This window comes from Streptomyces ferrugineus, from assembly GCF_015160855.1.
Classification (GTDB): Bacteria; Actinomycetota; Actinomycetes; order Streptomycetales; family Streptomycetaceae; genus Streptomyces; species Streptomyces ferrugineus.
In genome coordinates this window covers 4,102,714-4,128,609 of the sequence record NZ_CP063373.1, presented here as the reverse complement: position 1 = coordinate 4,128,609, position 25,896 = coordinate 4,102,714, and the positions used below count along the sequence as shown (strand labels likewise).

Annotated in this window: 22 protein-coding genes; 9 read left to right on the top strand and 13 right to left on the bottom strand. The window is 71.4% G+C overall.

The genetic code is table 11. From position 1 onward, the window contains the following. Nucleotides 1-16 precede the first annotated feature (16 nt). Both IM697_RS18885 and htpG read right to left on the bottom strand, forming a co-directional pair. Complete coding sequence (locus IM697_RS18885) at nucleotides 17-427, bottom strand: VOC family protein (RefSeq protein WP_194048872.1); 411 nt, start codon at nucleotides 425-427, stop codon at nucleotides 17-19. Between the two features lie 98 nt (nucleotides 428-525). Beyond that, the gene (htpG, locus tag IM697_RS18880) at nucleotides 526-2,424 is read right to left on the bottom strand and encodes a molecular chaperone HtpG (RefSeq protein WP_194048871.1); all 1,899 of its coding nucleotides are present in this window, start codon (nucleotides 2,422-2,424) and stop codon (nucleotides 526-528) included. A gap of 206 nt (nucleotides 2,425-2,630) precedes the next feature. Between htpG and IM697_RS18875 the strand changes: the two genes are divergently transcribed. Further along, nucleotides 2,631-3,053 (top strand): hypothetical protein, encoded by a 423-nt coding sequence (locus IM697_RS18875; protein ID WP_194048870.1) that lies wholly within the window; start codon nucleotides 2,631-2,633, stop codon nucleotides 3,051-3,053. A gap of 39 nt (nucleotides 3,054-3,092) precedes the next feature. On the opposite strand, the gene IM697_RS18870 is transcribed toward IM697_RS18875, so the two are convergent. Then, on the bottom strand, nucleotides 3,093-4,283 hold the full coding sequence (locus IM697_RS18870) for an IS110 family RNA-guided transposase (RefSeq protein ID WP_456114997.1): 1,191 nt from the start codon (nucleotides 4,281-4,283) through the stop codon (nucleotides 3,093-3,095). 232 nt (nucleotides 4,284-4,515) lie between these two features. Between IM697_RS18870 and IM697_RS18865 the strand changes: the two genes are divergently transcribed. Continuing rightward, nucleotides 4,516-4,935 carry a hypothetical protein gene (locus IM697_RS18865; RefSeq protein ID WP_194048869.1) on the top strand — a complete coding sequence of 140 codons (420 nt, stop codon included), beginning with the start codon at nucleotides 4,516-4,518 and terminating at the stop codon, nucleotides 4,933-4,935. Between the two features lie 15 nt (nucleotides 4,936-4,950). Here the strand turns inward: IM697_RS18865 and IM697_RS18860 are convergent, their stop codons facing one another. Then, a complete protein-coding gene (locus IM697_RS18860; RefSeq protein WP_228044750.1) occupies nucleotides 4,951-5,595 on the bottom strand; it encodes a class F sortase in 645 nt (214 codons plus the stop codon). 330 nt (nucleotides 5,596-5,925) lie between these two features. Beyond that, nucleotides 5,926-6,519: a hypothetical protein gene (locus tag IM697_RS18855; RefSeq protein ID WP_194048867.1), complete on the bottom strand. Its 594-nt coding sequence runs from the start codon at nucleotides 6,517-6,519 to the stop codon at nucleotides 5,926-5,928. Between the two features lie 224 nt (nucleotides 6,520-6,743). Here IM697_RS18855 and IM697_RS18850 point away from each other — a divergent pair, with 224 nt between their 5' ends. Continuing rightward, complete coding sequence (locus IM697_RS18850; protein WP_194048866.1) at nucleotides 6,744-7,832, top strand: acyltransferase family protein; 1,089 nt, start codon at nucleotides 6,744-6,746, stop codon at nucleotides 7,830-7,832. A gap of 8 nt (nucleotides 7,833-7,840) precedes the next feature. On the opposite strand, the gene IM697_RS18845 is transcribed toward IM697_RS18850, so the two are convergent. The 3 genes from IM697_RS18845 to IM697_RS18835 form a co-directional block, all read right to left on the bottom strand. After that, the gene (locus tag IM697_RS18845; RefSeq protein ID WP_194048865.1) at nucleotides 7,841-8,437 is read right to left on the bottom strand and encodes a TetR/AcrR family transcriptional regulator; all 597 of its coding nucleotides are present in this window, start codon (nucleotides 8,435-8,437) and stop codon (nucleotides 7,841-7,843) included. Between the two features lie 20 nt (nucleotides 8,438-8,457). Next, nucleotides 8,458-10,521 (bottom strand): discoidin domain-containing protein, encoded by a 2,064-nt coding sequence (locus tag IM697_RS18840; protein ID WP_194048864.1) that lies wholly within the window; start codon nucleotides 10,519-10,521, stop codon nucleotides 8,458-8,460. A 166-nt stretch (nucleotides 10,522-10,687) separates the two neighbouring features. Further along, nucleotides 10,688-11,464, bottom strand: a complete 777-nt coding sequence (locus IM697_RS18835; RefSeq protein WP_194048863.1) for a class I SAM-dependent methyltransferase — start codon at nucleotides 11,462-11,464, stop codon at nucleotides 10,688-10,690. A 125-nt stretch (nucleotides 11,465-11,589) separates the two neighbouring features. Here IM697_RS18835 and IM697_RS18830 point away from each other — a divergent pair, with 125 nt between their 5' ends. Continuing rightward, nucleotides 11,590-12,291 (top strand): CPBP family intramembrane glutamic endopeptidase, encoded by a 702-nt coding sequence (locus IM697_RS18830; protein ID WP_194048862.1) that lies wholly within the window; start codon nucleotides 11,590-11,592, stop codon nucleotides 12,289-12,291. A gap of 19 nt (nucleotides 12,292-12,310) precedes the next feature. On the opposite strand, the gene lpdA is transcribed toward IM697_RS18830, so the two are convergent. The 4 genes from lpdA to IM697_RS18810 all read right to left on the bottom strand — a co-directional run bounded on the left by lpdA (nucleotide 12,311) and on the right by IM697_RS18810 (nucleotide 18,727). After that, complete coding sequence (gene lpdA, locus IM697_RS18825) at nucleotides 12,311-13,723, bottom strand: dihydrolipoyl dehydrogenase (protein ID WP_194048861.1); 1,413 nt, start codon at nucleotides 13,721-13,723, stop codon at nucleotides 12,311-12,313. 139 nt (nucleotides 13,724-13,862) lie between these two features. Further along, nucleotides 13,863-14,702, bottom strand: coding sequence for an SCO2400 family protein (locus IM697_RS18820; protein WP_194048860.1), 840 nt, complete (start codon nucleotides 14,700-14,702; stop codon nucleotides 13,863-13,865). A gap of 132 nt (nucleotides 14,703-14,834) precedes the next feature. After that, complete coding sequence (locus IM697_RS18815; protein WP_194048859.1) at nucleotides 14,835-18,002, bottom strand: amidohydrolase family protein; 3,168 nt, start codon at nucleotides 18,000-18,002, stop codon at nucleotides 14,835-14,837. A 134-nt stretch (nucleotides 18,003-18,136) separates the two neighbouring features. Beyond that, entirely contained in the window at nucleotides 18,137-18,727 is a 591-nt protein-coding gene (locus IM697_RS18810; protein WP_194048858.1) for a hypothetical protein, read from the bottom strand. Nucleotides 18,728-18,905: 178 nt separating this feature from the next. Here IM697_RS18810 and IM697_RS18805 point away from each other — a divergent pair, with 178 nt between their 5' ends. From IM697_RS18805 to IM697_RS18790, 4 genes are all read left to right on the top strand, one after another. After that, nucleotides 18,906-20,144 carry a sensor histidine kinase gene (locus IM697_RS18805; protein WP_194048857.1) on the top strand — a complete coding sequence of 413 codons (1,239 nt, stop codon included), beginning with the start codon at nucleotides 18,906-18,908 and terminating at the stop codon, nucleotides 20,142-20,144. Beyond that, complete coding sequence (locus tag IM697_RS18800; RefSeq protein ID WP_194048856.1) at nucleotides 20,141-20,743, top strand: response regulator transcription factor; 603 nt, start codon at nucleotides 20,141-20,143, stop codon at nucleotides 20,741-20,743. Before IM697_RS18805 ends, IM697_RS18800 begins: the two co-directional genes overlap by 4 nt. A gap of 316 nt (nucleotides 20,744-21,059) precedes the next feature. Beyond that, nucleotides 21,060-21,770, top strand: a complete 711-nt coding sequence (locus IM697_RS18795) for a ThuA domain-containing protein (protein WP_194048855.1) — start codon at nucleotides 21,060-21,062, stop codon at nucleotides 21,768-21,770. Further along, nucleotides 21,740-22,855, top strand: a complete 1,116-nt coding sequence (locus IM697_RS18790) for a Gfo/Idh/MocA family protein (RefSeq protein WP_194048854.1) — start codon at nucleotides 21,740-21,742, stop codon at nucleotides 22,853-22,855. Before IM697_RS18795 ends, IM697_RS18790 begins: the two co-directional genes overlap by 31 nt. An 8-nt stretch (nucleotides 22,856-22,863) precedes the next feature. On the opposite strand, the gene IM697_RS18785 is transcribed toward IM697_RS18790, so the two are convergent. Beyond that, nucleotides 22,864-24,345: a glutamate-cysteine ligase family protein gene (locus IM697_RS18785; protein WP_194048853.1), complete on the bottom strand. Its 1,482-nt coding sequence runs from the start codon at nucleotides 24,343-24,345 to the stop codon at nucleotides 22,864-22,866. Nucleotides 24,346-24,562: 217 nt separating this feature from the next. Here IM697_RS18785 and IM697_RS18780 point away from each other — a divergent pair, with 217 nt between their 5' ends. Continuing rightward, entirely contained in the window at nucleotides 24,563-25,732 is a 1,170-nt protein-coding gene (locus tag IM697_RS18780) for an MFS transporter (protein WP_194048852.1), read from the top strand. Nucleotides 25,733-25,896 lie beyond the last annotated feature (164 nt).

The following is a 25,896-nucleotide window of genomic DNA, read 5'->3' as shown; positions in this document are numbered from 1 at the left end:
GAGGAGGTCTCCGACTTCAGCCGGCCGGCTGGCTGATGTTGACCATCCAGGTGATGCCGAAGCGGTCCGTGCACATGCCGAAGACGTCGCCCCACATCTGCTTCTCCAGCGGCACGGCCACCGAGGCGTCGGCGGACAGCTTCTCCCAGTAGCCGCGCAGTTCGGCGTCGTCGTCGCCGCTCAGGCTCACGGAGATGTTGTTGCCGGGCCGGTGGTCGTCCGTCGGGGTGTCGGCGGCCATCAGGGTGAAGCCGTTGGGGGCCTCGAGCATGCCGTGCATGATCTTGTCGGCCATCGGGGAGTCCTTCTGGCCGAACTCGGCGTAGGTGTTGACGTTCAGGGTGCCGCCGAAGACGTCCTTGTAGAACTCCAGCGCCTGCCGGGCGTCACCGGCGAAGGTGATGTAGGGGTTGAGCCGCGAGGCCATGAATCCTCCAGGAATGGGGCCGCAAGCCGACTTCAAGGAAGGTAGCGCGGGCCACTGACAATGGCCCGCGCACACGGCCACATGGCCGACAGCCCCGGCTACAGGGTGCGCTCCAGGCGGTCCGCGACCAGCTTCACGAAGCGGGCGGGGTCCTTGGGCTGGCCGCCCTCGGCGAGCACCGCCAGCGTGTGGAGCAGCTCGGCGGACTCCACGAGCCCCGAGCGGTCCTCGCGCTCCTTGTACGCCTGGTTCAGGCCCTTCACCAGCAGGTGCTCGGGGTTGAGCTCCAGGATGCGCTTGGTGCGCGGCACCTCCTGGCCCATCGCGCGGTACATGTTCTCCAGGGCCGGCGTCAGATCGTGGGCGTCGGAGACGACACAAGCCGGCGAGACGGTGAGCCGCGTCGACAGGCGCACCTCCTTGATGTCCTCGTCGAGCTGCTCCCCCATCCAGCCGAGCAGCCCGGCGTACTCCTCGGCCTGCTTGGCCCGCTCCCCGTCGGCCTTCTCGTCGTCCTCGGCGTCGAGGTCGATCTCGCCCTTGGTGACGGACCGCAGCTTCCTGCCCTCGTACTCGCCCACGGCGTCGACCCACACCTCGTCGACGGCGTCGGTGAGCAGCAGCACCTCGATGCCCTTGTCGCGGAACGCCTCCATGTGCGGGGAGTTCTCGATGCTCTGCCGGGACTCACCGGTGATGTAGTAGATGTCGTCCTGGCCGTCCTTCATCCGCTCGACGTACTGCGCGAGGGTGGTCGGCTCGTCGTCGGAGTGCGTGGTGGCGAACGAGGCGACGGCGAGGATGGCCTCGCTGTTCTCGGAGTCGGTGACCAGGCCCTCCTTGACGACCGTGCCGAACTCCCGCCAGAAGGTGGCGTAGCGGTCGGTGTCCTTGGTCATGAAGTCCTTGACCGTGGACAGCACCTTCTTGGTCAGCCGGCGCTGCATCATCCGGATGTGCCGGTCCTGCTGGAGGATCTCGCGGGAGACGTTGAGCGAGAGGTCGGCCGCGTCGACGACGCCCTTGACGAAGCGCAGGTACGGCGGCAGCAGCGCCTCGCAGTTGTCCATGATGAAGACGCGCTTCACATAGAGCTGGACGCCGCGCTTGAACTCCCGGGTGAACAGGTCGTGCGGGGCGTGCGAGGGGACGAAGAGCAGGGCCTGGTACTCGAAGGTGCCCTCGGCCTGGAGCCGGATGGTCTCCAGGGGTTCGCGCCAGTCGTGGCTGATGTGCTTGTACAGCTCGTGGTACTCGTCGTCGGACACCTCCTCGCGCGAGCGCGCCCACAGGGCCTTCATGGAGTTCAGCGTCTCGGGCTCGGGCGTGGTGTCGCCGTCGCCCGGCTCGGGGACCATCCGGATCGGCCAGGTGATGAAGTCCGAGTACCGCTTGACGATCTCCCTGATCTTCCAGGGCGAGGTGTAGTCGTGGAGCTGGTTCTCGGGGTCGGCGGGCTTGAGGTGGAGGGTGACCGAGGTGCCCTGCGGGGCGTCGTCGACCGTCTCCAGGGTGTACGTGGCCTCGCCGCGCGACGTCCAGCGGGTGCCCTGGGTCTCGCCGGCGCGCCGGGTCACCAGCGTCATCTCGTCCGCCGCCATGAAGCCCGAGTAGAAGCCGACGCCGAACTGTCCGATGAGCCCCTCGGCCCCGGCCTCGTCCTGCGCCTCGCGCAGCTCCTTGAGGAAGGTGGCCGTACCCGAGTTGGCGATGGTGCCGATCAGCTTGCCGACCTCGTCGTACGACATCCCGATGCCGTTGTCCCGGACCGTGAGGGTACGGGACTCCTTGTCGACGTCGATCGCGATGTGCAGGTCGGACACATCTGCGTCGAGCGCGTCGTCGCGCAGCTTCTCCAGGCGCAGCTTGTCGAGCGCGTCGGAGGCGTTGGAGACGAGCTCGCGCAGGAAGACATCCTTGTTCGAGTAGACCGAGTGGATCATCAGCTGGAGCAGCTGACGGGCCTCTACCTGAAACTCAAACGTCTCGGTCGGCATGGTGGGCGAGTACCTCACAGATTCAGTCGCCGGAATGGGTCGCAGTCACTGTAAGACACGAGGTCAGCGCAGAGTGCCGCGATACCGGACCCGGCCCCCGCCCACGCGGGCCCGAGCCACCCTGAGACATCAGAGGCTGTCTCCCGTCCCGTCCGGTGTCAGGGTCGGGGTGCATCGACGCTCGACACGATCGATTGGAGGAGCCGATGCCCACATCGTCCCTGCTCACCTCCCGACGCAGGTCGGCGGCCGTCGCGGGGGCGGCCGCGGTCCTGCTCGCCGGAGCCGGGCTGTTCACCGCCTCCCCCGCCCAGGCCGCCCCGCGTCCGTGCCCCGGCGCCGGACCGGGCGACCCGGCGCGCTGCGCCCGGGTGATCGGCATCGACCCGGGCTCGGCCCTGGTGATGCGCACCCAGCCGCGCTACGGCGCGTCGGCGGTGGCCCGCTACGGCAACGGCCAGTGGCTGGAGCTGTCCTGCTGGACGACCGGGGACCCGGACGCCGACGGCCACGGCTACCGCTACTGGATGCTGGTCTCCACGCCCAGGACCTGGGGATACGTCAACGACTGGTATCTCGACACCGGGGGCCCGAGCACCTGGAAGTCCCAGATCCCGCAGTGCCGCTGATCCCGGCGAACAGGCAGAAGGAACTTCCCAATCGTGATGTCAAGCCGCGAGTGTGACGGGAGGTGTCTCGTGGTAGCACTCTCCGTCACGGATCATCGCCCACAGCACGTTGACCCGGCGGCGAGCGAGAGCCAGCAGTGCTTGCTTGTGTCCCTTGCCCTCCCGCCGCTTCCGGTCGTAGTAGGCCTTCGAGGCCGGACAGCACTGCAGGCTGACCATCGCCGACAAATACAGCGTCCGCAGCAGTCCACGGTGATATCGCTTAGGCCGGCGCAGGTTTCCACTGACCCGACCGGAATCGCGTGGCTGTGGAGCCAGTCCGGCGAATCCGGCCAGGCGGTCGGAGCTGCCGAAGACACCCAAGTCGCCGCCGGTAGCGGCGATGAACTCCGCTCCGAGCCTGGGACCCATGCCAGGCAGACTGCGGATCACCTCAGCGTGCGGGTGCTGACGAAATGTCGCCTCGATGAGAGTCTCCAGCTCCGCGATCTCTGCATCGAGGTCCATGACCGCCTTCGCGAGGCGGGCCACCATGGCGGCAGCCAGCTTCTCCCCGGGCAACGCGGTCAGTTGCCCCTGGGCGGTCTCCACGGCCGTGCGGGCGAGCGTTGCGGCGCCGCGGACCTTACGGTTCTTCAGCCAGGTCTCGATGCGCCGAACACCCGCGCGACGGATGGCGGCCGGGCTCTGGTAGCCGGTCAGCAGCATGACTGGCCCCTTGAGGGTCAGGTCCAGCGCCCGCTCCAGGCCGGGAAAGATTTCCAGGAGCTGGGCTCGCAGCCGGTTGATCTGCCGGGTTCGGTCGAAGACCACATCCAGGCGACGGGCGGTCAGGGTGCGCAGGTCGACGGCGATGTCGTCGCCCGGCCGAAGCAGGCCGAGGTCACGCCGGACGCGTGCCTGGTCGGCGATGACGAAGGCGTCTTTGGCGTCCGTCTTCCCCTCGCCCCGGTAGGTGCCCGACGCGCGATGAACCGCGAAGCCGGTCAGATAGGCCACCGGCTGGCCGTGGTTGACCAGCAAGCCGAGCAGCAGCGCGGCCCCGCCGTGGTTGAGGTCGACGGCCCACAGCGCGTCCGGGGATATCGCCAGCACGTCGCCGATCAGCTGAAACAGGTCGGACTCGTCGTTCTGGACGCGGCGGGACAACAGCCGTTCACCATTCGTGTTGATCACCACGCAGTGGTGATGCGTCTTGCCGATGTCCACTCCGGCCCAGATCTGGGGCACGGTCACCTCCGCCAGCTCGTCGTCGATCAATCCCGCAGACGACCTCGCCGGCGTGGTCCTACACAGCGATCGAGTCGCATCTCCCAATTGGCGGTCGAGTCGTCGCGGAGCTCCGGGCGGCCAAGTTCCTTGAGCCATCCAACGGCTCTCCGATGACAGCCATACCCGCAGCCCCTGGGCCCACCGATCTTACGAATGACCAGTTCTGACCCCCTTGAAAGGTAGGACTCTCATGACCCAGCCGAAGCACACCACACGTCTGCGCGCCCTCACCGTCACGGGTGCCGTACTCACCGTCGCGGCGTCCGCCGTGCTGACCTCGGCGGGCCCGGCCGGCGCCGCGATCCACACCTGCAGCATCTCGGGCGACCGGGCCAAGTGCGCCTACGTCACCGGCATCGACGCCGGATCCCACCTGGCCGTACGCACCGCACCGCGCTACAGCGCCCCGAAGTCACCGGTGTTCGGTCGGTACCACAACGGGGACGAGCTCGGCCTGATCTGCTGGACCACGGGGGACGGGGACGCGGACGGGCACGGCTACCGGTACTGGATGCGGGTCGACAACGGCATCGGGGACGGGTACGTCAACGACTGGTACCTGGACACCGGCGGCCCGAACACCTGGAAGTCCCAGATCCCGCGGTGCTGAGCCGCCGGCCGCGGTTCACACGAGGTGGGCGAAGACCACCAGGTTCGCGGTGTAGTCCTTGACCTGGCGGTCGTAGGAGCCGGCGCAGGTGATGAGCCGGACCTGGGCGCGGGGGGTGTCGCCGTACACACGGTCGCTCGGGAAGTGGTCCTTGTCGAAGGTCTCCACGCTGTCGACCTGGAAGGACGCCCGGCGCCCGTCGGCCCGCGCCACGTGGAAGCGGTCCCCCTTGCGCAGTTCCCTGAGGTTGGCGAAGACCGCGGCGGACGTGGCCGTGTCCACATGGCCGGCGATGATCGACGTGCCCGGCTCGCCGGGGGACGCTCCGCCCGCGTACCAGCCGACGAGGTTGGTGTTGCCGGCCGGCGGGGGTTCGAGCCGGCCGGCCCGGCCGATGGCGAGGTCGACGAACGGCGCGTCGACCGAGATCTTGGGGATGGTCAGGCGCACCGGCCGGGACCGTTGCAGATACTTGCCCACGGGCCGGTCGGCGGGCGGGGACCTGTCCGCCGACGGGCCGTGCGAGTCGGCCGGCGAGGGGGCGGCCGACTCGACCGCCGGCGGGGCGCCCCAGGCGCGGCGCGGGTCGGACGAGTGGTCCTCGCCGCCCAGGGTGACCGCCAGGACCATGACGGCGATCGCGCTCCAGAAGGTCGCCACAGCCGCCCGCCTTATCCGCCGTGAGGTAACGGAACCGGCGGTGTCGGAAGGGGCCGGATCGGTATCGGGGGAAGGGGAACAGCCGGCGGCCATCGGGCACCACCTCATTCGGACACGGCAGCGGATACGGCAGATGGGGGACGGGGCCGCCGCGACGCGCGGCGCACGTGCGGCGGCCACAGCGGCTGGGGGTGTGGTTGAAGGTCCCGTGCGGTGCCCGCGCCCGCCGCGGCAGCGGCCGCTGTCACGGCCGGTGCGTGCCCTCGGCGTGCCGGGCGCCGTGGGTGCTGTGCGGGACCTTCACAACACCCCCTGGGGCATCGGGCATGGTCAGGCCGCGGTTCCGGATGCCTTCTTGCGGCGCAGCGCGTAGATGCCGGTGCCGGCGACCGCGAGCGCGGCCAGTCCGCCCGTGGTCACACCCGGCGTGGCGAGGCCGCCGCCGCCCGTGTGCATCCCGCCGTGCGGCTTGCCGTGCCCGGACCGCCAGGACTCCTCGTCGTGGTCACCGCCCCAGGAGTCCTCGTCGTCGCCCTTCCACGAGTCGTCGTCGTGGCCGCCGCCCCACTTGTCATGCCCGCCGTCCTTGTTGCGGTAGCTGTCCGGGTCGTGCTTCGGATCCTTGTCGCCGCCCCAGTCGTCGCCGTTGGTCACGGCGGCCAGCGCTCCGCCACCCGTGTGCATCCCGCCACGAGGCTCGTCGTGCTTGCCCTCCTTCTCGTGCTCCTTGCTGTAGGACTGGTCGTGGTCCTCGGACTTTCCATGGTCCTCGGACTTGCCGTGGTCCTTCGGCTTGTCGGTCTCCTTGCTGTAGGAACCGTCTTCGTTGTCCCAGTCACCGGCGGTGACGGCATAGGCGGCGGGCGCGATCGCCAGCGCGGCCGTGGCCGTCGCGGTGGCTAGCAGCATGCGGACAGAACGCATAGTGAGTCCTTCCGTCATGGCCTGGGCGGTTGACGCTTCATCACCACTGGAGCCAAGCCTTGACGTGATCCACCGTCAGCCATGTCCTTCGGGCTCACCATTCGAAGCGATCACATGGGTTACGGCCACACTCAGTCGGCCCTATCGCGACACGCCGGGCATTCGGGTGACCGGTGCGCCGCCCCCGGAGGTTTGCGCTGTCCGGAAGTGGTGAGGCGCGTGGGATGTCGCAGCACACCCTCACCGCCGTCACGGCGCCGTCGCCTGCGCCGACGAAGCAGCGGGACGCGTTCTTCGACAACGCCAAGTACGCGGCGATCGTCCTGGTGGCCGTGGGGCATGCCTGGGAGCCGTTGCGGGACGGCAGCCGGGCCGTCAGCGCCATGTACATGCTTGTGTACGCGTTCCACATGCCGGCCTTCATCGTGATCTCCGGCTATTTCTCGCGTGGTTTCGACGGCCGTCCGGAACAGCTCAAACGCCTGGTCAGCGGCCTCGTCGTGCCGTATGTCGTCTTCGAGACGGCGTACACCCTGTTCACCCGTTGGACGGATCAGGAGCCGGACCGGCCGATCAGTCTGCTGGACCCGCTGTATCTGACGTGGTTCCTGGCGGCGCTGTTCCTGTGGCGGCTGACGACCCCGCTGTGGCGGCGGGTGCGCCTGCCGGTGCCGCTGGCGCTGGCCGTGGCGATGCTGGCCACGCTGTCGCCGTCGATCGGCAACGACCTCGATCTGCAGCGCGCCCTGCAGTTCCTGCCGTACTTCGTGCTGGGTCTGTCGCTGAAGCCGGAGCACTTCCGGCTGGTGCGGCGCCGGGCGGTGCGGATCGCGGCCGTGCCGGTGTTCGCGGGTGCGTTCGTGGTGGCGTACTGGGCGGTGCCGCGGATGACCGGCGCCTGGTTCTATCACCGCGACAGCGCGCGGGAGCTGGGGGCGCCCGAGTGGTACGGGATGCTGATGACGCCGGTCCTGTTCGTCTGCTCGCTGGTGCTGGTGGCGTGCTTCCTGTCCTGGGTGCCCGGGCGGCGGATGTGGTGCACGGTGCTGGGCGTGGGCACGCTGTACGGCTATCTGCTGCACGGTTTCGTCGCGCAGGGCTCCAAGTACTGGGGCTGGTACGACCCGGCCTGGATCCACCGGCCGCTCGGCGCGGTCGTCGTCACCCTGGTGGGCGCGGCGGTGGTGACGGTGCTGTGCACACCGCCCGTCCGCCGGGCCCTGCGCTTCGTGGTGGAGCCGGAGCTGGGGTGGCTGTTCCGGCGGGAGGCGGCGGAGCCGGACCGGGAGCGGGCCGCCGCCGCACGTACGTGACGTCCCGGTCAGGCCTCGCCGACCAGCGCCGCCATGTGCGCGGAGACGGTGTCGAGGATGTCGTTCCAGGCCGCCTCGTCGCCGAGCACGAGGTAGTTCAGGGTCAGGCCGTCGGTCATGGCGGCCAGGTAGCGGGCCAGGACGGGGGCGGGGACGCGCAGCCGCAGGCCCATGGACCGCCGTAGCTGCTCGATGAGGTCGGCGTACGTCTCGGCGTACAGCTCGTACTGCCGGCGCGCCAGATGCTCGAAGCCGGGCTGGCGCAGGGCGTACTGGGTCAGCTCGTAGGTGAGCATGTGCTCGTCGGGGTGGGCGCGGACGTGGTCCCAGTACGCCTGGAAGCCGGCCCGGACGGTCTCGTCGAGGGTGGCCCTGGGCCGCAGGGCGTCCTTCACCAGCGTCACGTAGTGCTCGGTGATGGTGGTGATGACGGACTCGATCAGCTCCTGCTTGGAGTCGAAGCAGTAGTGGAAGACGCTCAGCGAGACGCCGGCCTCGGCGGCGATGGACCGGGTGGTCGTCCTGGGGACGCCGTCCCGGGCCATCGCCCTGATCGCGGCCTCGGTGAGCTGTCGCCGCCGCTCGGCGGACGGCAACCGTGCCATGGAGCCCCTCTTCCTGGGTGTCAGCTGCTGTGGACGCCGACCTCGGTGAGGGAGTAGCCCCAGTCGGTGCCGCGCTCCAGCCCCTGGACGCGTACGTATCTGGCCGGTGTGCCGGTGAACCTGGCCGTGTCCAGGCCGCCGTCACCGGAGACCGTGGACCAGGCGGTCCGCCAGGTCTCACCGTCGGTGGAGAGCTCGACGCGGTACGCCTTGCCGTACGCGCGCTCCCAGTCGAGGGTGACCCGCTTGACCAGCTGGGTGGAGCCGAGGTCGACCTGGAACCACTGGTCGTCGCTCCAGTCGCTCGCCCAGCGGGTGCCGCCGTCGCCGTCGACGGCCCGGTTCGGCCGGTAGCTCGTGAACAGGCTCCACTCCGAGGAACTGGCCGACGCGGTCGCGCCGCGCGCCAGGTTCACCCCGGACTCGTGGCCCTCGGAGGCCGCCCAGGTGTCGAGGTAGGACTCGGCGCCCCGGAAGAGGTCGTCCACCGTGTCCTGGCCGCCGACCCGGCGGATGTCCTCGATCCAGTCCGGGACGAGGCCGTAGTGGGCGGCGCCGTCGGTGTTCAGGTCCCAGGTGCGCTCGCCGGTGGTCTGCCGGTCGATGACCGAGCCGCCGTCGACGCTCTTGAAGGGGTACGTCACCTTGTTCGGCGCGTCCGCTCCGCGCGGGGCGGGCCAGCCGCCGACGCCGTTCATGTCGGTGCCGTAGCCGTAGCCCACGCCGTACTTGTCGCGCAGCGCCTCGGTGCGCCTGGCCTCCGAGACGAAGCCCTCCGAGCCATGCATGTACTGGGCGATGAAGCCGCCGAGGCCGTAGACCCGTTCGGTCCAGTTCAGGTCCATCCAGCTGTGCGAGGAGAGCACGCCGGGGTAGGACGCGGCCTCGAACATGTCGAGCACCCGGCCGGTGGCCTTGACGCTCATGTGGTCGATCTCCAGCATCATCTTGCGTTTCATCATGCCCCGGACGGCGTATTCGCCGAGTTCGGTGAGCCCTCGGACGTTGCACTGGGCGTCCGCGCTGTACGAGGGGACCTCCACGCCCGCCGGGAGCTCCTCCTCGGCCTCGGGCGCCGCGGCGCCGCCGATGGGGTTGTCGTGCTGCGGGCCGGTGCACTTCTCGGTCTTCCAGAAGGTGCCGGTCGACAGGAACTGGCCGACGTTGATGGCCGTTCCGAGTCCGCCCTCGTCGAAGCGGACCCCGCACAGGGCGTTGTCGAACTTGTGGCACAGGAACATGCTGCGCACGCCCAGCGCGTGCAGCTCGTCCAGGCCCTTGTCGATGTCCTCCCTGCTGCACTGCGCGATGTCGAGGATCTGCTTGCAGCCGAAGGGCTCGGAGGTCTCGACGCCCAGGACGACCGCCAGCTTGCCCTGCTCGATGACCTCACGGGCCTGCGCGCTGTCGGTGACGATCCGGAACCAGCCCTTTCCGGGGCCGCCGTACATCTTGTCGATGTGGGCCTGCAGGTCGTACGTCAGCTTGGCCTGCAGCCGGATGGACGTCATCTCGTCGCAGCTGCGGTCCTTGAAGAAGTACACGGAGCAGATCACGCCGTTGGTGACGAGGTCGTTGACGAGCACCCGCTGGCCGCCGCGCCAGGCCCGCTCCACCCAGGCGTAGTAGTTCTGCTGGTGGGTCAGCGAGTCGTGCGCGGGCCAGTCCTTGAAAGTGGGCCAGCCGACCGGGTCGTGCCTGCCGTCGCCGCCGTTGGTGATGAAGTCGAAGAACGCGAGCGAGCCGTCGGGGTAGTGCTCGGGGCAGTCCTTGAGCGCGTCGGCGACCCCGGCCTCGGAGAACGGCTTGCCGCAGATGAGCCGCCCGCCGAACGCCTCGTTGGAGAACAGGTGGTCGTGCGCGTCGACGAAGCCGCGCACCTCTCCCTGGGCGTTGGTGCCGGTGAACGGCTCCCCGGTGACGTTGATCTGCGAGTCCGGCGCCGGCCGTGCGGTCGGGTCCCACCAGTTGGCGCCGGCCGCGGAACTCGGTGTGGGTCCGAACGCGAGGGACAGCACGAGCAGGAGGAGCGACACGACGGTGACGTTCTTGCGTCTGCGGTACGGGCGTCCGGCTCTGGTCACGGCCCATGTCCCTCGGTCGGCGGGAGAGCGGGGTCTGGTTGTCATGACCTCGCACAATGTGCGACGAGGATGGCCACTGCCGCATGCCGAGTCAAGAGTCCGGGACAGATGACCTACTGGCCGGAAACAAAAAGTTACTGACGGGGCATCGGTTCATGGATGCGTTTCACACCGCGTGCGTGACCCGGATCTTCGACTGGCGGTGCGGGAGTTCCTCCCAGTCCGCCATGAAGCGGGCCCGCAGCCCGTGCTTCTCGGCGAGCGCGAGGAGGGTCTCGGTGCGGTAGTAGAAGTCCTCCCGCAGCACGTGGTGCTCCGTGCCCTCGGTGCGGTCGAAGGTGAAGTCGAACCAGCCGTCGGGCGCCAGCACCCGGCCGACGTTGGCCAGGCACTCCTCGATGACCGGCAGCGGCGAGTGCGAGAAGACGCTGTGCGCGTGCACCACGTCGAAGTGGGCGTCGGGCAGGAACCGCAGCGTCAGGTCGCGCACCGGGGTCAGCGTGGGGAGCCTTTGCCGCAGGTCCATCTCGACGATCGTGTCCTGCGCGGCGAAGAGGATGTCGGGCGAGATGTCGATGCCGTAGTAGTGGCCGGGCTCCAGGTGGCGGATGAACCGCCAGCCGCCGCGCAGGTTGCCGCAGCCGATCTCCAGCATCCGGTGCTCGGGGCGCAGCCCGTGACCGACGAGGTAGTCGAACTGCATCGCCCCGAGCGCCAGCCACCGCTCCCGGTTGTGGCTGCCGACGGCGGCGTCCGGGTCGGCCCGGGTGTCGGAGCGCATCACGGCCCGGTAGTAGGAGACATGGTCCGGGTGGCGGCGGCGCAGCCATATGTCGCGGGCGGAGCGGGCCAAGTGGCGGGGCACTCGGTCGGGGTGGCGCAGGGCGTAGGCCAGACGATGGCCGAGGGCCGCGCGGTTGACGGTGAGGTTCTTGGCCGGCATGTCGATCGTGCCTCCCTGGGTGGCGGTACCACCGAGGATGCGCACTGGAGGGGCGGGGCGCCACAGGTGGGAGTCCGTGTCGTCTTCTGGGCCGACCGCCCGCGCCGGGGGATGCTGGAACCCGGATGCGGATCACCTGTGCTGTCGCCGTGCTCGCCGCCGCGAACCTGCTGAACAACTGGCTCGCGCGGGGCCCCGCCATGTACGTGGTCATCTGCGTGACGACGACCGCCGTCCTGCTGCTGATCGCCCGCTGGGACGGTCTCACCCGGGCCGATCTGGGGCTCGACGCGGTGGCGGTGCGCCGGGGACTGCGGTGGGCTCCGGTGCTGGTGGGGATCGTTCTGCTGGTGCTGCTGGTCCTGCTCGCCGTGCCGGCCGGGCGCGAGGCGTTCCGGGACGCCAGGGCCACGGATCTGTCCCTGGGGCGGATGCTGTGGGGAGCGCTGGTGCGGGTGCCGTTCGGGACCGTGCTGCTCGAGGAGACCGCGTTTCGCGGCGTGTTGTGGGCCATGATCCGGCGTCGGCACGGTGCGGCGTGGGCGACGGGTGTGTCGTCGCTGCTGTTCGGGCTGTGGCATCTGATGCCCTCCCGGGGCATCAACCGCTCCAACGCCGCGGTCGCCTCCGCCTTCGGCGACGGCCCGGGCGGCGTGGCCCCGACGGTGGCCGTGGCGATCGTGGCCACGGCCCTCGCCGGGGTCGTGCTGTGCGAGCTGCGCCGCCGCTCCGGCAGCCTGATCGCGCCGATGACCCTGCACTGGGCGGTGAACGGCCTCAGTTACGCACTGGCCTGGTCGGCGGCCCGCTGGTGGCTCGACGGCTAGGAGGTGTGTCGCCCCGACCTCAGAAGTTGATCATGTGACCCGCGAGGCCGTGCACCGCTTCCTTGACCGCCTCGCCGAGCGTCGGATGCGCGTGGACGTTGCGGGCCACCTCATGGACGGTCAGGTCCCACTGCTGGGCCAGGGTCAGCTCGGGCAGCAGTTCGGTGACGTCCGGGCCGATGAGGTGGCCGCCGAGGAGTTCGCCGTACTTGGCGTCGCTGATCAGCTTCACGAAGCCGGTCGCGTCGCCCAGGCCGTGCGACTTGCCGTTGGCGGTGAAGGGGAACTTCGCCACCTGCACGTCGAAGCCACGCTCACGGGCCTGTGCCTCGGTCCAGCCGAAGCTGGCGATCTGCGGCTGGCAGTAGGTGGCCCGCGGGATCATCACATAGTCGAGCTCCATGGTCTCGGCGTCCGCGATGGTCTCGGCGGCGACGATGCCCATCGCCTCGGCGGCGTGCGCGAGCATCAGCTTCGCCGTCACGTCGCCGATGGCGAAGATGTGCGGGACGGAGGTGCGGCAGCGGCCGTCGACGTCGATCGCGCCGCGCTCGGTGACGGTCACGCCGGTGGTCTCCAGGCCGTACCCGGAGACGTTCGGCGCGAAGCCGATCGCCTGGAGCACCTTGTCGGCCTCCAGCACCTGCTGGGCGCCGTCCTTGCCGGTGACCGTGACACGCACCCGCTCACCGGACTCGTCGACCGCGTCGACCCGGGTGGAGGTGAGCACGTCGATGCCCAACCGGCGGTACTGCTTGGCGAGTTCGGCGGAGACCTCGGCGTCCTCCAGCGGGGCCATACGGTCCAGGAACTCGACGATCGTGACCTTCACGCCGTAGTTGTGCAGGACGTAGGCGAACTCGACGCCGATCGCCCCGGCGCCGGCGATGACGATCGAGCCGGGCAGTTCCTCGGCCAGGATCTGCTCCTCGAAGGTCACCACGCGGGAACTGCGCCGGGTGCCGGGGAGCAGCTTGGGGGTGGCGCCGGTGGCGATGACGCAGTGCTCGAAGCCGATGGTGCGGGTGGCGCCGTCGTAGCCGGCCACCTGGAGGGTGTGCGGGTCGAGGAAGGTGCCGCGGCCGTCGAACTCGGTGATCTTGTTCTTCTTCATCAGGTAGTGGACGCCCTTGACGCGGCCGTCGGCGACCTTGCGGCTGCGGCGGAACGCCTCGCCGTAGTCGAAGCTGACCTGCCCGTCCACCTTGATGCCGAAGGTCTTCGCCTCGCGGGTGAAGATGTGCGCCAGTTCGGCGTTGCGCAGCAGGGCCTTGCTCGGAATGCAGCCCACGTTCAGACATACGCCGCCCCAGTACTTCTCCTCCACGACCGCCACCCGCTTGCCCAGCTGGGCGGCGCGGATGGCGGCGACGTAGCCGCCGGGGCCGGCGCCGAGGACCACGACATCGAAGCGATCGTCCTGCTCGACCATGGGGAAAGTTCCTTCCTGAGGGCGTCGTCCTGCTTCTTCCAGCATGACCGCATCCACGAGGTTGTGTGGCGATGCTGGAGGGTGACGGTGATCTCAGGTGGCATGTGCTGCGGCGGTCAGGTCCCGGGTCCCCGGGTGGTCAGCCGAGGCACACGAGGTTGAGCACGCAGAGCTGTTCCGGGGAGGTCTCCTCGGGGGCCGGGCTCGTCGGCGCCGGGGAGGCTCCGGAGTCCGCGTTGTCGCTCGGCGCCGGGGTCGGCGTCTGCTGCTCGGCCGTCTCCCCGCCCGTGCTGTCGCCGGAGTCCGCCCCTGCGGGGTCCGGGGAGCCGGGCCGGGTCCGCGGGGCCTCGGGCGCGGTGGGGGTCGGGGTGGCGGCGGCGTCCGGTCGGGTGAAGTCCCGCGTGGTGCGCGGTGTGGTGACGGACTCGCGCGCGGCGTTGGTCGGGGTCGGATCCGAGGAGGGCGTGGTGGTGCGCGGGGACTTGTGGGTGTCCGGCGGAGTGGAGGTCGGGCGGGTGAAGTCCGTCTCCTGCTCCGGGAGGCCCGTGTTCGGCCGTTCCGGCGCGGTGGCCGCCTGGGCCTTGTCGCCGGACTGCTGGTTCATCGCCGAGACGGTCAGGCCGCCGCCGACCAGGGCGACGGCGGTCGCGACCACGGCGCGGCGCTGGTTCTTCTTCCAGCGGGCCCGCTGTCGACGGCGTGCCGCCCGGCCCATCGGGGCGGCGGTGGCGGGCACGCCCTCGACATCCTCGGCCGGAGCGAGCGGCGCGGTCCCGTCCGTGGCGGACGGCGGCGCCGGCTCGTCACGGAAGTAGCCGTCGTACCAGGCGACGGCCGGAGCCTGTGCCGTCGGACCGGGCGCGGCCGACGCGGTGCCACCCGCTACCGCGGAGGGAGCGATGTCCGGGGCGTAGGCGCCGCACCCGGGGCACACGAGGGCCCCGTTGAGATGCCGACGGCACGAGGAGCAGTAGTCCATCTACGGTCTTCCTGGGTTCGCACGGGGGATCGAACGGCCTGCAACGCTAACGAGGCTTTCGACGGGCTGTGTGCAGCCCGAGTGACACTCCTGCGCAGATGTCTCACAAGGTGTGTGCGAACCGTGCCCCGCTCACAGGCCCGGGTCGCAGCATCCCTCGCGTCGCATACGGCGGCTCACCTCCAGCCATTCCTCCCGCGCCGGTCGCCCGGGGGCGGCGTCGTAGGAGTCGACCAGCTCCGCCCGCTCGAACAGCGCACCGCCGCGCAGGACCGCCGTCGTCCGGATCAGCGTGGCGAAGTCGGTGAAGGGGTCGCCGTCCACGACGGTGAGGTCGGCCAGCTTGCCCTCCTCCAGGGTGCCCAGGTCGGCGTCGGCGCCGAAGACCCGCGCGGGCAGCAGCGTCGCGGTGCGCAGCGCCTCGGTCGGGGAGAGTCCGGCGCGGTGCAGGGCGCGCAGGGCCAGGTGCAGATGCAGCCCGACCGGGACGAGCGGCTGGTCGGTGCCGAGCGCGATCAGACCGCCACCCGCGAGGATCCGCCGGTAGACGTCCATCTCCCGTGCCAGGGTGGCCAGTTGGGCGTCGGTGGGTGGCTGCCCGGCCTGCTCGCGGACGAGTGCGACGTCCCACGGCGGCATGAGCGCGGTGACGCGCGGATCGTCCGCGAGCGCGGGGTCGGCGCCGAGGAGGGCCAGGGCCGTGAACGGGGTCGCGACGAGATGGAAGTCGGTGGCGGTGTAGATCTCCTCGACGTCCTGGTAGGAACGCCCGGTCGCGGAGGTCGCGTGCCCGAACTCCAGCCGCTGGGTGGCCTGCAGATGGGTGGTCAGGTCCTGGCCGAGCTGCACGCCCGGGGTGCACAGATGGCTGCCGCTGCGCACGCCGAGCCGCTCGTGCCCGAAGTCGGCGGCCTCCTTCATCACCCAGCCCGGGGCGCGTACGTACGTCTTCACGAAGTCCCAGTCCAGCGCCCGGCCGCGCGCCAGCGAGCGGCGCAGTCCCTCGCGGGTGCGGTGGGCGCGGCCCATGCTGTAGGCGACCCGCGCCCCGTCGAGCAGTTCGCCGGTGGCCAGCAGCCGGGGCCCGGCGAGCACCCCGGCGGCGACGGCCTCCCGGACGCGGGCCTGCTCGTAGGCGAAGCCGCCCAGCGAGACGGCCGTCGTGATGCCGTAGGCGAGTTGCAGCGCGGTCTGCCGGCCGCCGTACGTGGTCTGCCAGGGGTGGGTGTGCGCGTCCCACAGGCCCGGGATCACGGTGCGGTCGCTCGCGTCGACGCGGTGTGCGGCCGACCGGCCGGCGCGGTGCGGGGCCACCTCGGCGATCCGGCCGTCGCGGACGACGACGTCGATGTCCTCGCGGACGTCCGAGCCGGTGCCGCCCCAGAAGCGGCCCGCGTGCACCACCGTGTCGGCCGGGCGCGGCCGGCGGTAGTCCAGCGGGACGCGGACGGTACGGGTCCTGCCGCTGCGGACGTCGATCAGGCGCAGGGCGCCCGCGGACAGGTAGAGCAGGGTGCGGGCGTCGGCGGACCAGGAGGGGTGGTCGGCCGGCTCGGACGTCAGCCGGCGTGGCTCACCGTCCGGGGTGCCGTCGGCGCGGACCGGCAGCAGCCACAGGGCCGACTCGGCGACCACGGCCATCCAGCGGCCGTCGGGGGACCAGACAGGTCCGGAGTCGTAACGGTCGGAGAGCGAGGTGTGCGGGGCGAGCGCGTGCAGGGCCGCGGTCCCGGTGGTCGAGTCGACGACCCGGATGAGGTTGTAGCCCTCCCGGAAGCGCTGGTTGAGGCGGTTGCGGTCGCAGAGCGCCAGGTACCGGCCGTCGGGCGACCAGCTGGGGCGGCCGGGCAGCCCGCCGGAGCCGAGCGGTGCGGCGAGGATCCGTTCGGTGCCGTCGGGCAGGTCGCGCACGACGAGGTTGCCGGACATGTCCAGGCAGGCCAGCCGGTCCCCGTCGGGCGAGAGCGCGGGGAAGACCCGGCCGCCCTCGGCGAGTACGTCCTCCTCCCCCGTATCGAGGTCACGGCGCCGTACGGCGAACAGCCCGTCACGGTCGTCGGCGTACACCAGCGCCGTGCCGTCGGGTGTCCAGGTGGGCGCCAGCACATAGCGGGTGGAGGGGACTTGCAGCACCTTGCGGGGCGCGCGTGCGCCGGTGGTCCCGGCGGTCCACAGCGCGTTGAGGGCGGCGAAGGCGACGCTGCGGCCGTCCGGCGACAGGGCGGGCAGGTGCAGCGCGCGTACGGGGCGGGCGCCGGCGCCCTCGAAGTCGTACGCCTTGCCGCGGTAGCGGGGCCGGTCCACCGCCAGGGTGGCGGTGAACGGGATCTCCTCGCCGTCGCCCGGTACGTCCGGGTCGATCAGGCGGAAGTGCCCGTCGACGGTGAGGAGCAGGCGCCGGGCGTCCGCCCAGCGGGGCGGTGCGGGCAGGAGGTCGCCCTGGACGGCGACGGGTCTGCCGTCCACGACGAGGGTGCAGGACGCCGCGGGTGAGGCGGTGGTGCGCAGGTAGGCCAGGCGTCCGGTGGGCGAGACGGCGGGGGTCATGAGCTGGGCGCCGGAGTCGTCGGTGTGCTCGGTGGTGACCGGGCCCGAGCCGTCGGCGGCGACGGAGGCCACGATGGTGGCGCGGAGGGTGCCCGTGGCCGTGACGCCCCCGCGTACGAAGAGCACCCGCCCGCCATCCGGCGACCACGCCGGGTCGAAGTCCTCCCAGCGGGCGTCCTGGCCGGGCCCGTCCTGGCCGGGGCGCCCGGTGAGCCGCGTCAGCTCGCCGGTACGTACGTCCACGACCCAGATGCGGTACGGAGCACCGGTCACGGTGTCGCCGCCGCGCTCGGAGGCGAACGCGATCCGGGTGCCGTCCGGCGACCAGGCCGGGCCCCGGTCGTCCCACGGCCCGTCGGTGAGCTGCCGCAGTCCGGAGCCGTCGGGCCGCAGCGTCCAGAGGTGGAAGCCGCCGCCGCGGTAGGCGCAGACGACCAGTCGGCCGCCGTCGGGCGAGAACTGCGGGCGGGCGGGTTCGAGGCCGGGCGGGGTGAGCGGGACGGCGGTGCCGCCCGTGCGCGGGAGGGACCAGAGCACGTTCTGCACCTCGGCGACCAGCCGGTCGCCGGAGGGGGCGAGGGTCGCGGAGCCGCCCGTGGCCGCGGTGAAGGAGAGGGCGGTCGCCTCGGAGGCGGCGGCCGCGACCGGGGTGCCGACGGTGGCGAGCGCCGTGGCGGTGGCGGTGGCCTGGAGGAATCTGCGGCGGGAGAGGGGGCCGGAACGCGGGTCGCCGGAGGTGTCTTCGGTGTCCAAGGGAGCTCCCAGTGCGCGGAGTTGGCGGATCGGACGGGAGAGACCACTGGTGGCAACGTAAGGGGCGGGACCCGGTTACGGGTCCCGCCCCCGTCGCTTCTCGGCCATTGCTCTCTCGCCGTTCCTCGCACCGGCTAGACCAGGAACAGCAGTTGGACGGCGACGAACACGTCGATGAGGCCGCAGAACTCGGCGAAGGTGCGGGAGACGACCTTGTCGAGCCGCAGATGCACGAAGTCCCACACGCCGTGGCAGAACCAGCCGGCCGCCACCAGATAGCGGCCCAGATCCGGATCCACCGCCAGCCCGGCCAGCGCGAGCCCGCAGAACAGGACCGCGCCGACGGCCTGGGCCCCGAACGTGGCCCGTCCGTTCGGGGTTCCGCGGACGGTGCCCCAGGCCAGCAGGGTCGCGGCGAAGGCGACGAGGACCGTCGACGGGGCGACCGCGTCCTGCGCCCCGAGGCCGAACACGGCCACCAGCCCGGCCCCGAGCACCGGCCAGGTGTACCGGGGCCGGCCGAGCTGATTGACCATCAGGTAGATCAGCGGCAGCAAGGGCAGTGTCTCCCCCATGCCGCCGACGGCGCCGGCCAGGTCCTCCGATCCGTATGTGGCCATGTTGAAGACGCAGACCACGACGGCCAGCGCGGTGGGCCAGCGCCGTGTGAGGATCGCGAGGGGGTGCGGGCGGTCTGCCGTCGCGTGGGGCGCGGGGGTGGACATGGGAACCTCCGAGTGTGTGACGGGCTCTGTGTCGGTACCGGGGCGGGGTATCGGCTGACGACACCTCAACCCTGCTGCGCGGCGCGGCCCGCCAGTAGTGCCGAATCCCCCTGTCCGCGCGTGGCGTTGTCACGGACCGGCATGACATTTGTCATGCGGCGTGGGCCACAATGACCGGGTGGGGGACCGGGCGGCGGATCACGGGGCGGCGGGGCTGACGAGCCTTCGCCGCTACACCTGGTGGACCGTGCCGGGCACGATCGCGGGTGTCCTGGCCGTCTTCGTCGGCGCGTGGGTCCTGGACGGCGGCGTTCCGCTGTGGGCCCGCGCACCGGCCGCTGCCGCGCTGGCGGTCGAGGTGGGGTCGAGCGTCGTGCTGCTGAGCCGTCGACTGAAGCTCCTTCCCGTGGCGGACGCGCACCCCGGCGGGCCGCCCGCCGGATGGCTGATCGCCGCGGCCGGGGCCGCAGTCGTGCTCGCGGCGGCTCCGCTGGCCCTGCGGAACTACGGGCTGTGGCCGGTCGCGCCCGCCGTGGTGGTGGCGATCGCCGCGACGTATCTGCCGCCGCGTCGCAGACGCCTGCTGATCGTGGCCGCCGGGGCCGTCGCACTGCTGCCCGGGAGCGTCGTCAGCCTGGTCGAGGGGGACGGCGAGTTGGCGTACGCCGCGCTGTTCCCCGCCGGGCTGGTCGCCTTCACGGCCTGGGTGACGCTCGGCCCGCTGTGGGCCTGGGACACCGCACGGCGACTGGACGAGGCGCGGCGGCTGGAGGCGGAGCTGGCGGTCCGGGAGGAACGGCTGCGGTTCGCCGCCGACCTGCACGACATCCAGGGCCACCATCTCCAGGTGATCGCCCTGAAGAGCGAGTTGGCGGCCCGGCTGGTCGAGCCGGACCCGGCGCGGGCGGCCGTGGAGCTGAAGGAGATACGGCGGCTCGCGGCGGACGCCCTCAGTGACACCCGGGCCGTGGTGCGGGGGTACCGGCGTACGACTCTGGACGACGAGATCGCCAACGCCACCCGGGTGCTGGCCGCCGCCGGCATCGACGCGCGGATGACGCTCGACCCCGACGCCGCGGCCACCGCCCTCACCGACGCCGGCCGTCACCTGCTCGGCCTGGTGATGCGGGAGGCCACCACGAACGTCCTGCGGCACAGCCAGGCCGAGCACACCGAGGTCGAGTACCGGGTCGCGGACGGCTTCGCCCGGCTGCGGGTGAGCAACGACGGCGTGTCGGACGTCCCGGCCTCGCCGGAGGGCACGGGACTGCGTGGCCTCGCCGAGCGGTTGAGCCCGGCGGGGGGCGAGCTGACCTGGCGGCGGGACGGGGACCGCTTCGTGGTCACGGCCGCGCTGCCGGCGCCGTCACGGACCACTCCGGACCCACCGAGCCCGGCGGACGGAGCCGCCCGATGATCCGCCTGTTGCTCGCCGACGACGAGGACCTGCTCAGAAGCGCCCTGGCCGCCCTGCTGGGGCTGGAGGACGATCTCACCGTGGTCGCGGAGGCCGCGACCTCCACCGACGCGGTACGGCTGGCCCGCGAGCTGCGCCCCGACATCGCCGTCCTGGATCTGGAGATGCCGCCCACCGACGGGCTGCGTGCGGCCGAGGAGATCCGGGCCGCGCTGTCCACCCAGGTCGTCCTGGTCACGCGGCACGCCCGGCCCGCCGTACTGCGCCGGGCCCTGGCCGCCGGGGTGCGCGGCTTCGTCCCCAAGACGACTCCGGCGACCAGGCTGGCCGAGATCATCCGCGATATCGCCGCCGGCCGCCGCTATGTGGACCCGGACATCGCCGCCTCCGCGCTGACCGAGGACGACTGTCCCCTCACCGACCGCGAGCTGGAGGTCCTGCGCGCCGCCCGTACGGGCGCGTCGATCGCCGAGATCGCCACCGAGGTCCATCTGGCCCCCGGCACCGTCCGCAACTACCTGTCCTCGGCCATGTCCAAGCTGAGCGTGCCGACCCGCCATGCCGCCGCGCACCGGGCCTGGGAGCAGGGCTGGATCTGACGCGCCGGCGGCCGGGCGGCGTTATTCAGACGCGGCCCGCCGCCGCGGCCTTGCGCAGTTCGGCGGCCGTCATGGTGCCGGGGACGGCCGCGTCCGAGAGCGGAACATCGCATGTCTCCGGCACGGTTGATCCGTCACGCGACCAACTCCCGTGGAGAAGTGTGCAGGCGGCCCTGGTCGGACGCTGGCCATGCTGCGCGCGAAACACCACCCCAGTAGCCGGGATCCGAAAATTTCGCGTCGAACCCCGACTCTTTCCCTCGCGCGAGCGACCGGCACATAGTGAGGGGACTGTGCCGGCCCACGAAGGGACGAGATGACGCGGAAGAACGCCCTGGTGGTGCGAGGCGGATGGGAGGGGCATCAGCCGGTCCGGGCCACGGAGCTGTTCCTGCCCTTCCTGCGCGCCAACGGGTACGCCGTCAGGATCGAGGAGTCCACCGAGGTCTACGCCGACGCCGACGCGATGGCCGGCACCGATCTCGTCGTGCAGTGCGTCACGATGTCGCAGATCGGTGCCGAGGAGTTGGCGGGACTGAGCGCGGCGGTCGTGGCCGGCACCGGCTTCACCGGCTGGCACGGCGGCATCGCCGACTCCTTCCGGGCCGCCTCCGACTATCTCCATCTGGTGGGCGGGCAGTTCGCCACCCACCCGGGCAAGGAGCCCTGCGAGCGGCAGGGGGTTCAGGAGGACAACTACCTGCCGCACACCGTCAACATCACGGAGCTGGGCCGCGACCACCCCGTCACCGCGGGCGTCGGGGACTTCGAGCTGCACACCGAGCAGTACTGGGTGCTGCACGACGAGCTGATCGACGTGCTGGCCACCACCACCCACCCGACCCGGCCGTGGCAGCCCTGGCACCGCCCGGTCACCTGTCCGGCGGTCTGGACCCGGCAGTGGGGCGCCGGGCGTGTGGTGGTGACGACGCCGGGCCACAGCCTCGACGTGCTGGAGCACCCCGCCGTCCGCACCATCATCGAGAGGGGCATGCTGTGGGCGACGCGCACCGCATCGGCGTCGTAGGACTCGGCGTCATCTCGCGCGCGTACCTGGACACGCTCGTGGGCCATCCGGCCGTACGCATCACCGCGGTCGCCGACCTCGACGCCTCCCGCTCGGCCGCAGTCGCCGCCGAACTCCCCGGCGTCCGGGCGCTGTCCGTCGAGGAGTTGCTGAGCAGCCCGGACGTCGACACGGTGCTGAACCTCACGGTCCCCGCGGCCCACGCCGAGATCGCCCTCGGCGCCATCGGCCACGGCAAGAACGTCTACGGGGAGAAGCCGCTGACCGCCGGCCTCGCCGACGCGCACGCCGTGCTGGAGGCCGCCGCGAAGGCGGGCGTCGGTGTGGGGTGTGCGCCGGACACGGTCCTGGGCACCGGCGTGCAGACGGCGCGTGCGGCCGTGGCCGCGGGGAGCGTCGGACGCCCCCAGTTCGCGTCGGCCGTGATGGTCACGCCGGGCCACGAACGCTGGCATCCCCACCCCGACTTCTACTACACGGACGGGGGCGGCCCGCTGCTGGACATGGGTCCGTACTACCTCGCCTCCCTGGTGCATCTGCTGGGTCCGGTGCGGGCCGTCACCGGGGCTGCCGGGCGGCTGCGCGCCGAGCGCGTCATCGGCTCCGGGCCGCGGGCGGGCGAGCGGATCCCGGTCGAGGTGGACACCCATGTCAGTGGGGTCCTGGAGCACGTCGGCGGGACCCTGACGACGATCACGACGAGCTTCGACGGCGTGGCCACGACCGCCGCGCCGATCGAGGTGCACGGCGAGACGGGCACACTCGCCGTTCCGGATCCGAACCGCTTCGACGGCGAGGTCCGGCTCTTCGAACTGGGCGCCACCGAGTGGCGCACGCTCCCGCTCTCGGCGGGCTACGTCGACGGCGCCCGCGGTATCGGCCTGCTCGACTTCGTCGCCGCCGACGGCCGGCGGGCGCCCCGCGCGAGCGGTGAACTCGCCCTGCACGTGCTGGAGACGATGAGCGCGCTGCTGCGCTCGGCGGCCGAAGGACGCCGTGTCGAGCTGACGACGTCGGCGGAGCCGCCCGTCGCCGTGCCGCTGACAACGGCGGCGACGTGGAAGGGAGACCCAGCTCCCCGGTGAGGCGCGGGTCAGTCCACGGGCCAGGTGTGCGCGGCCGCGTTCAGATGCATGTAGTCCATGTACGTCCTGGTCATCCGCCGCAGCGCGTCCCGCCGTTCGGAGGTGGCGGCGGCCTTCTCCAACTGGTGGACCGTCTCCACCTGCCACAGGGCGCCGTTGCGGGCGGTGACGCAGCGCTGCTCGATGATGCCCAGCAGGGGCTCGCGCCAGTCGGCGTCCATGCCGGCCAGCTCCAGGCCCCGGTGGGCCAGAGGCAGCAGGCGCCGCAACACCAGCTCCGTGACCGGGACTTCGCCCATGCCGGGCCAGTACAGGCGGGCGTCGATGCCGTCGCGGGCGGCGGTGTGGAGGTTCTCCTCGGCGACCGAGAAGGACATCCGCGTCCACACCGGCCGGTCGTCGTCGACCAGGGCGCGGGTGAGGCCGTAGTAGAGGGCGCCGTTGGCGATGGTGTCGGCCACGGTGGGGCCGGCGGGCAGGACGCGGTTCTCGATGCGCAGGTGCGGTCCGCTGTCGGTGACGGCGTAGACGGGGCGGTTCCAGCGGTAGATCGTGCCGTTGTGCAGGGTCAGTTCGCCCAGTTGCGGGATGCCGCCGGTGTCGTGCGTGCGCTGCGGGTCCTCCTCGTCGCACAGCGGAAGCAGGGCCGGGAAGTACCGCACGTTCTCCTCGAACAGATCGAAGACGCTGGTGATCCAGCGCTCGCCGAACCACACCCGGGGCCGTACGCCCTGGGCCTTGATCTCCACGGGGCGGGTGTCGGTGGCCTGCTCGAACAGCGGGATACGGGTCTCGCGCCACAGCTCCCGGCCGAAGAGGTACGGCGAGTTCGCCGCGAGGGCGATCTGTACACCGGCGACGGCCTGAGCGGCGTTCCAGTAGTCCGCGAAGTCCCTCGGCGAGACCTGGAGGTGGTACTGGGTGCTGGTGCAGGCGGCCTCGGGGGTGATGGTGTCGGCGTACGTCGACAGACGCTCGACGCCGTCCACCGTGATCCGCAGGTCCTCGCCCCGGGCCGCGAAGATCTGCTCGTTGAGCAGCCGGTACCGCGGATCGCCGGACAGGGCGGTCTCCCCCACGTCCGACTCCCCGAGAGTGGGCAGAATCCCGATCATGATCAGGTGCGCGCCCACGGCGGAGGCGCGCTCCTCGGCGTGGTTGAGCGCGTCGCGGATGGCCTGCTCCCAGGCTCCGGGGCCGCCGGTCGTCAGCTCTCTCGGCGGGATGTTGATCTCCAGGTTGAAGCGGCCCAACTCGCTCGACCAGGCGGGGTCGGCGATGGCCTGGAGCACCTCGGTGTTGCGCATCGCCGGCAGCCCGTCGTCGTCCACCAGGTTGAGCTCGATCTCCAGCCCGACCTTGGGCCGCTCGCTCTCGAAGGTCGACTCGCGCAGCATCTGGGCCAGCACGTCGAGGCAGGTGTGCATCTTCTCCCGGTACCGACGGCGGTCCTCCCGCGTGAACACCAGGGCCGGCACGTCACGTCCCATCGTGCCCTCCCGAGTTCCCTCGGCGGATACCTCTCGTCTCTTAGCGTCGCACTTCGGACGGGCCCCGGACAGTCGGCGGCGGAGATGATCCCGCCGCGGGGCCGTACCGCGCCCCCGGCGCCGCCCTCTCCCCCTCCGGCCGCCCCTTGCCCCTTCCCCCGCACCCACCTAGCCTGACTTTGTGCCGCAAATAAACAAATCCCGATCGCACAACGCCGTGCCGGGATCCCGCACCGACCTCAGCCGCCTCCGCGCCACCCTGACCACCTTCTTCGCCCTGGACGGCTTCCTCTTCGCCGGCTGGGTCGTCCGCATCCCCGCCGTCAAGGAGCAGACCGGCGCCTCCGCCAGCGCCCTCGGACTGGCCCTGCTCGGGGTCTCCGCGGGTGCCGTCGTCACGATGATGCTCACCGGCCGCCTGTGCCGCCGCTACGGCAGCCACCCCGTCACCGTGGTCTGCGGCGTCCTGCTCTCCCTCAGCGTCGCCCTGCCGCCCCTCACCCACTCGGCGCTCGCCCTGGGCGGCGTGCTGCTGGTCTTCGGCAGTGCGTACGGCGGGATCAACGTCGCCTTCAACAGCGCCGCGGTCGATCTGGTGCACGCCGTGCGGCGCCCGATCATGCCCAGCTTCCACGCCGCCTTCAGCCTCGGCGGCATGACCGGCGCCGGACTGGGCGCACTCGTCGCCGGCTCCCTGTCCCCCACCCAGCACCTGCTCGGCCTCACCGTGACCGGGCTGCTCGTCACCGTCGTCGCGGGCCGCGTCCTGCTGCGCATCCCGCCCCCGACACCGCCGCAGGACACACGGCGGTCGACGTCCGCGCCGCGCCGGCCGGGCACCCGCGCCCGTCCACTCGTGATCACCTTCGGTCTGATCGCCCTGTGCACGGCGTACGGGGAGGGCGCCCTGGCCGACTGGAGCGCACTGCATCTGAAGCAGGACCTCGGCACCACGCCGGGCGTGGCCGCCGCCGGCTACTCCTGCTTCGCGCTCGCCATGACCATCGGCCGCCTGACCGGCACCCGGCTGCTCGAACGCCTGGGCCAGACCCGCACCTTGGTGGTGGGCGGGACGACCGCCGCGGTCGGCATGCTGCTGGGCGCGCTCGCTCCCGCCCTGTGGGCCGCGCTCGTCGGCTTCGTGATCGCCGGGCTCGGCCTGGCCAACCTCTTCCCCGTCGCCGTGGAACGCGCCGGTGCGCTCTGCGGGCCCGAGGGAGTGGCGATCGCCTCCACGCTCGGCTACGGGGGCATGCTCCTCGGACCGCCCGCCATCGGTTTCATGGCCGACTGGTTCTCCCTGCCCATCGCCCTCACCAGTGTCGCGGCACTGGCGGCCACGGCAGCCGTCGTCGGACTCTTCGTCGGACATGCGGCCGAGCGCTGACGGGTCGGTGAAATTCCCGGGTGTCGGAACAACGGCACAGGGGAATAGTGCTCAGGCAGATCTGTTCTGACGGCAGGCCGCGGCAGCGGAGGGGGCGAAGCCATGAACAGGGAAAGTGGTCCGTGTGCCTTATCGAACCGCTTGAGGGCATGTGCGACGGGTGA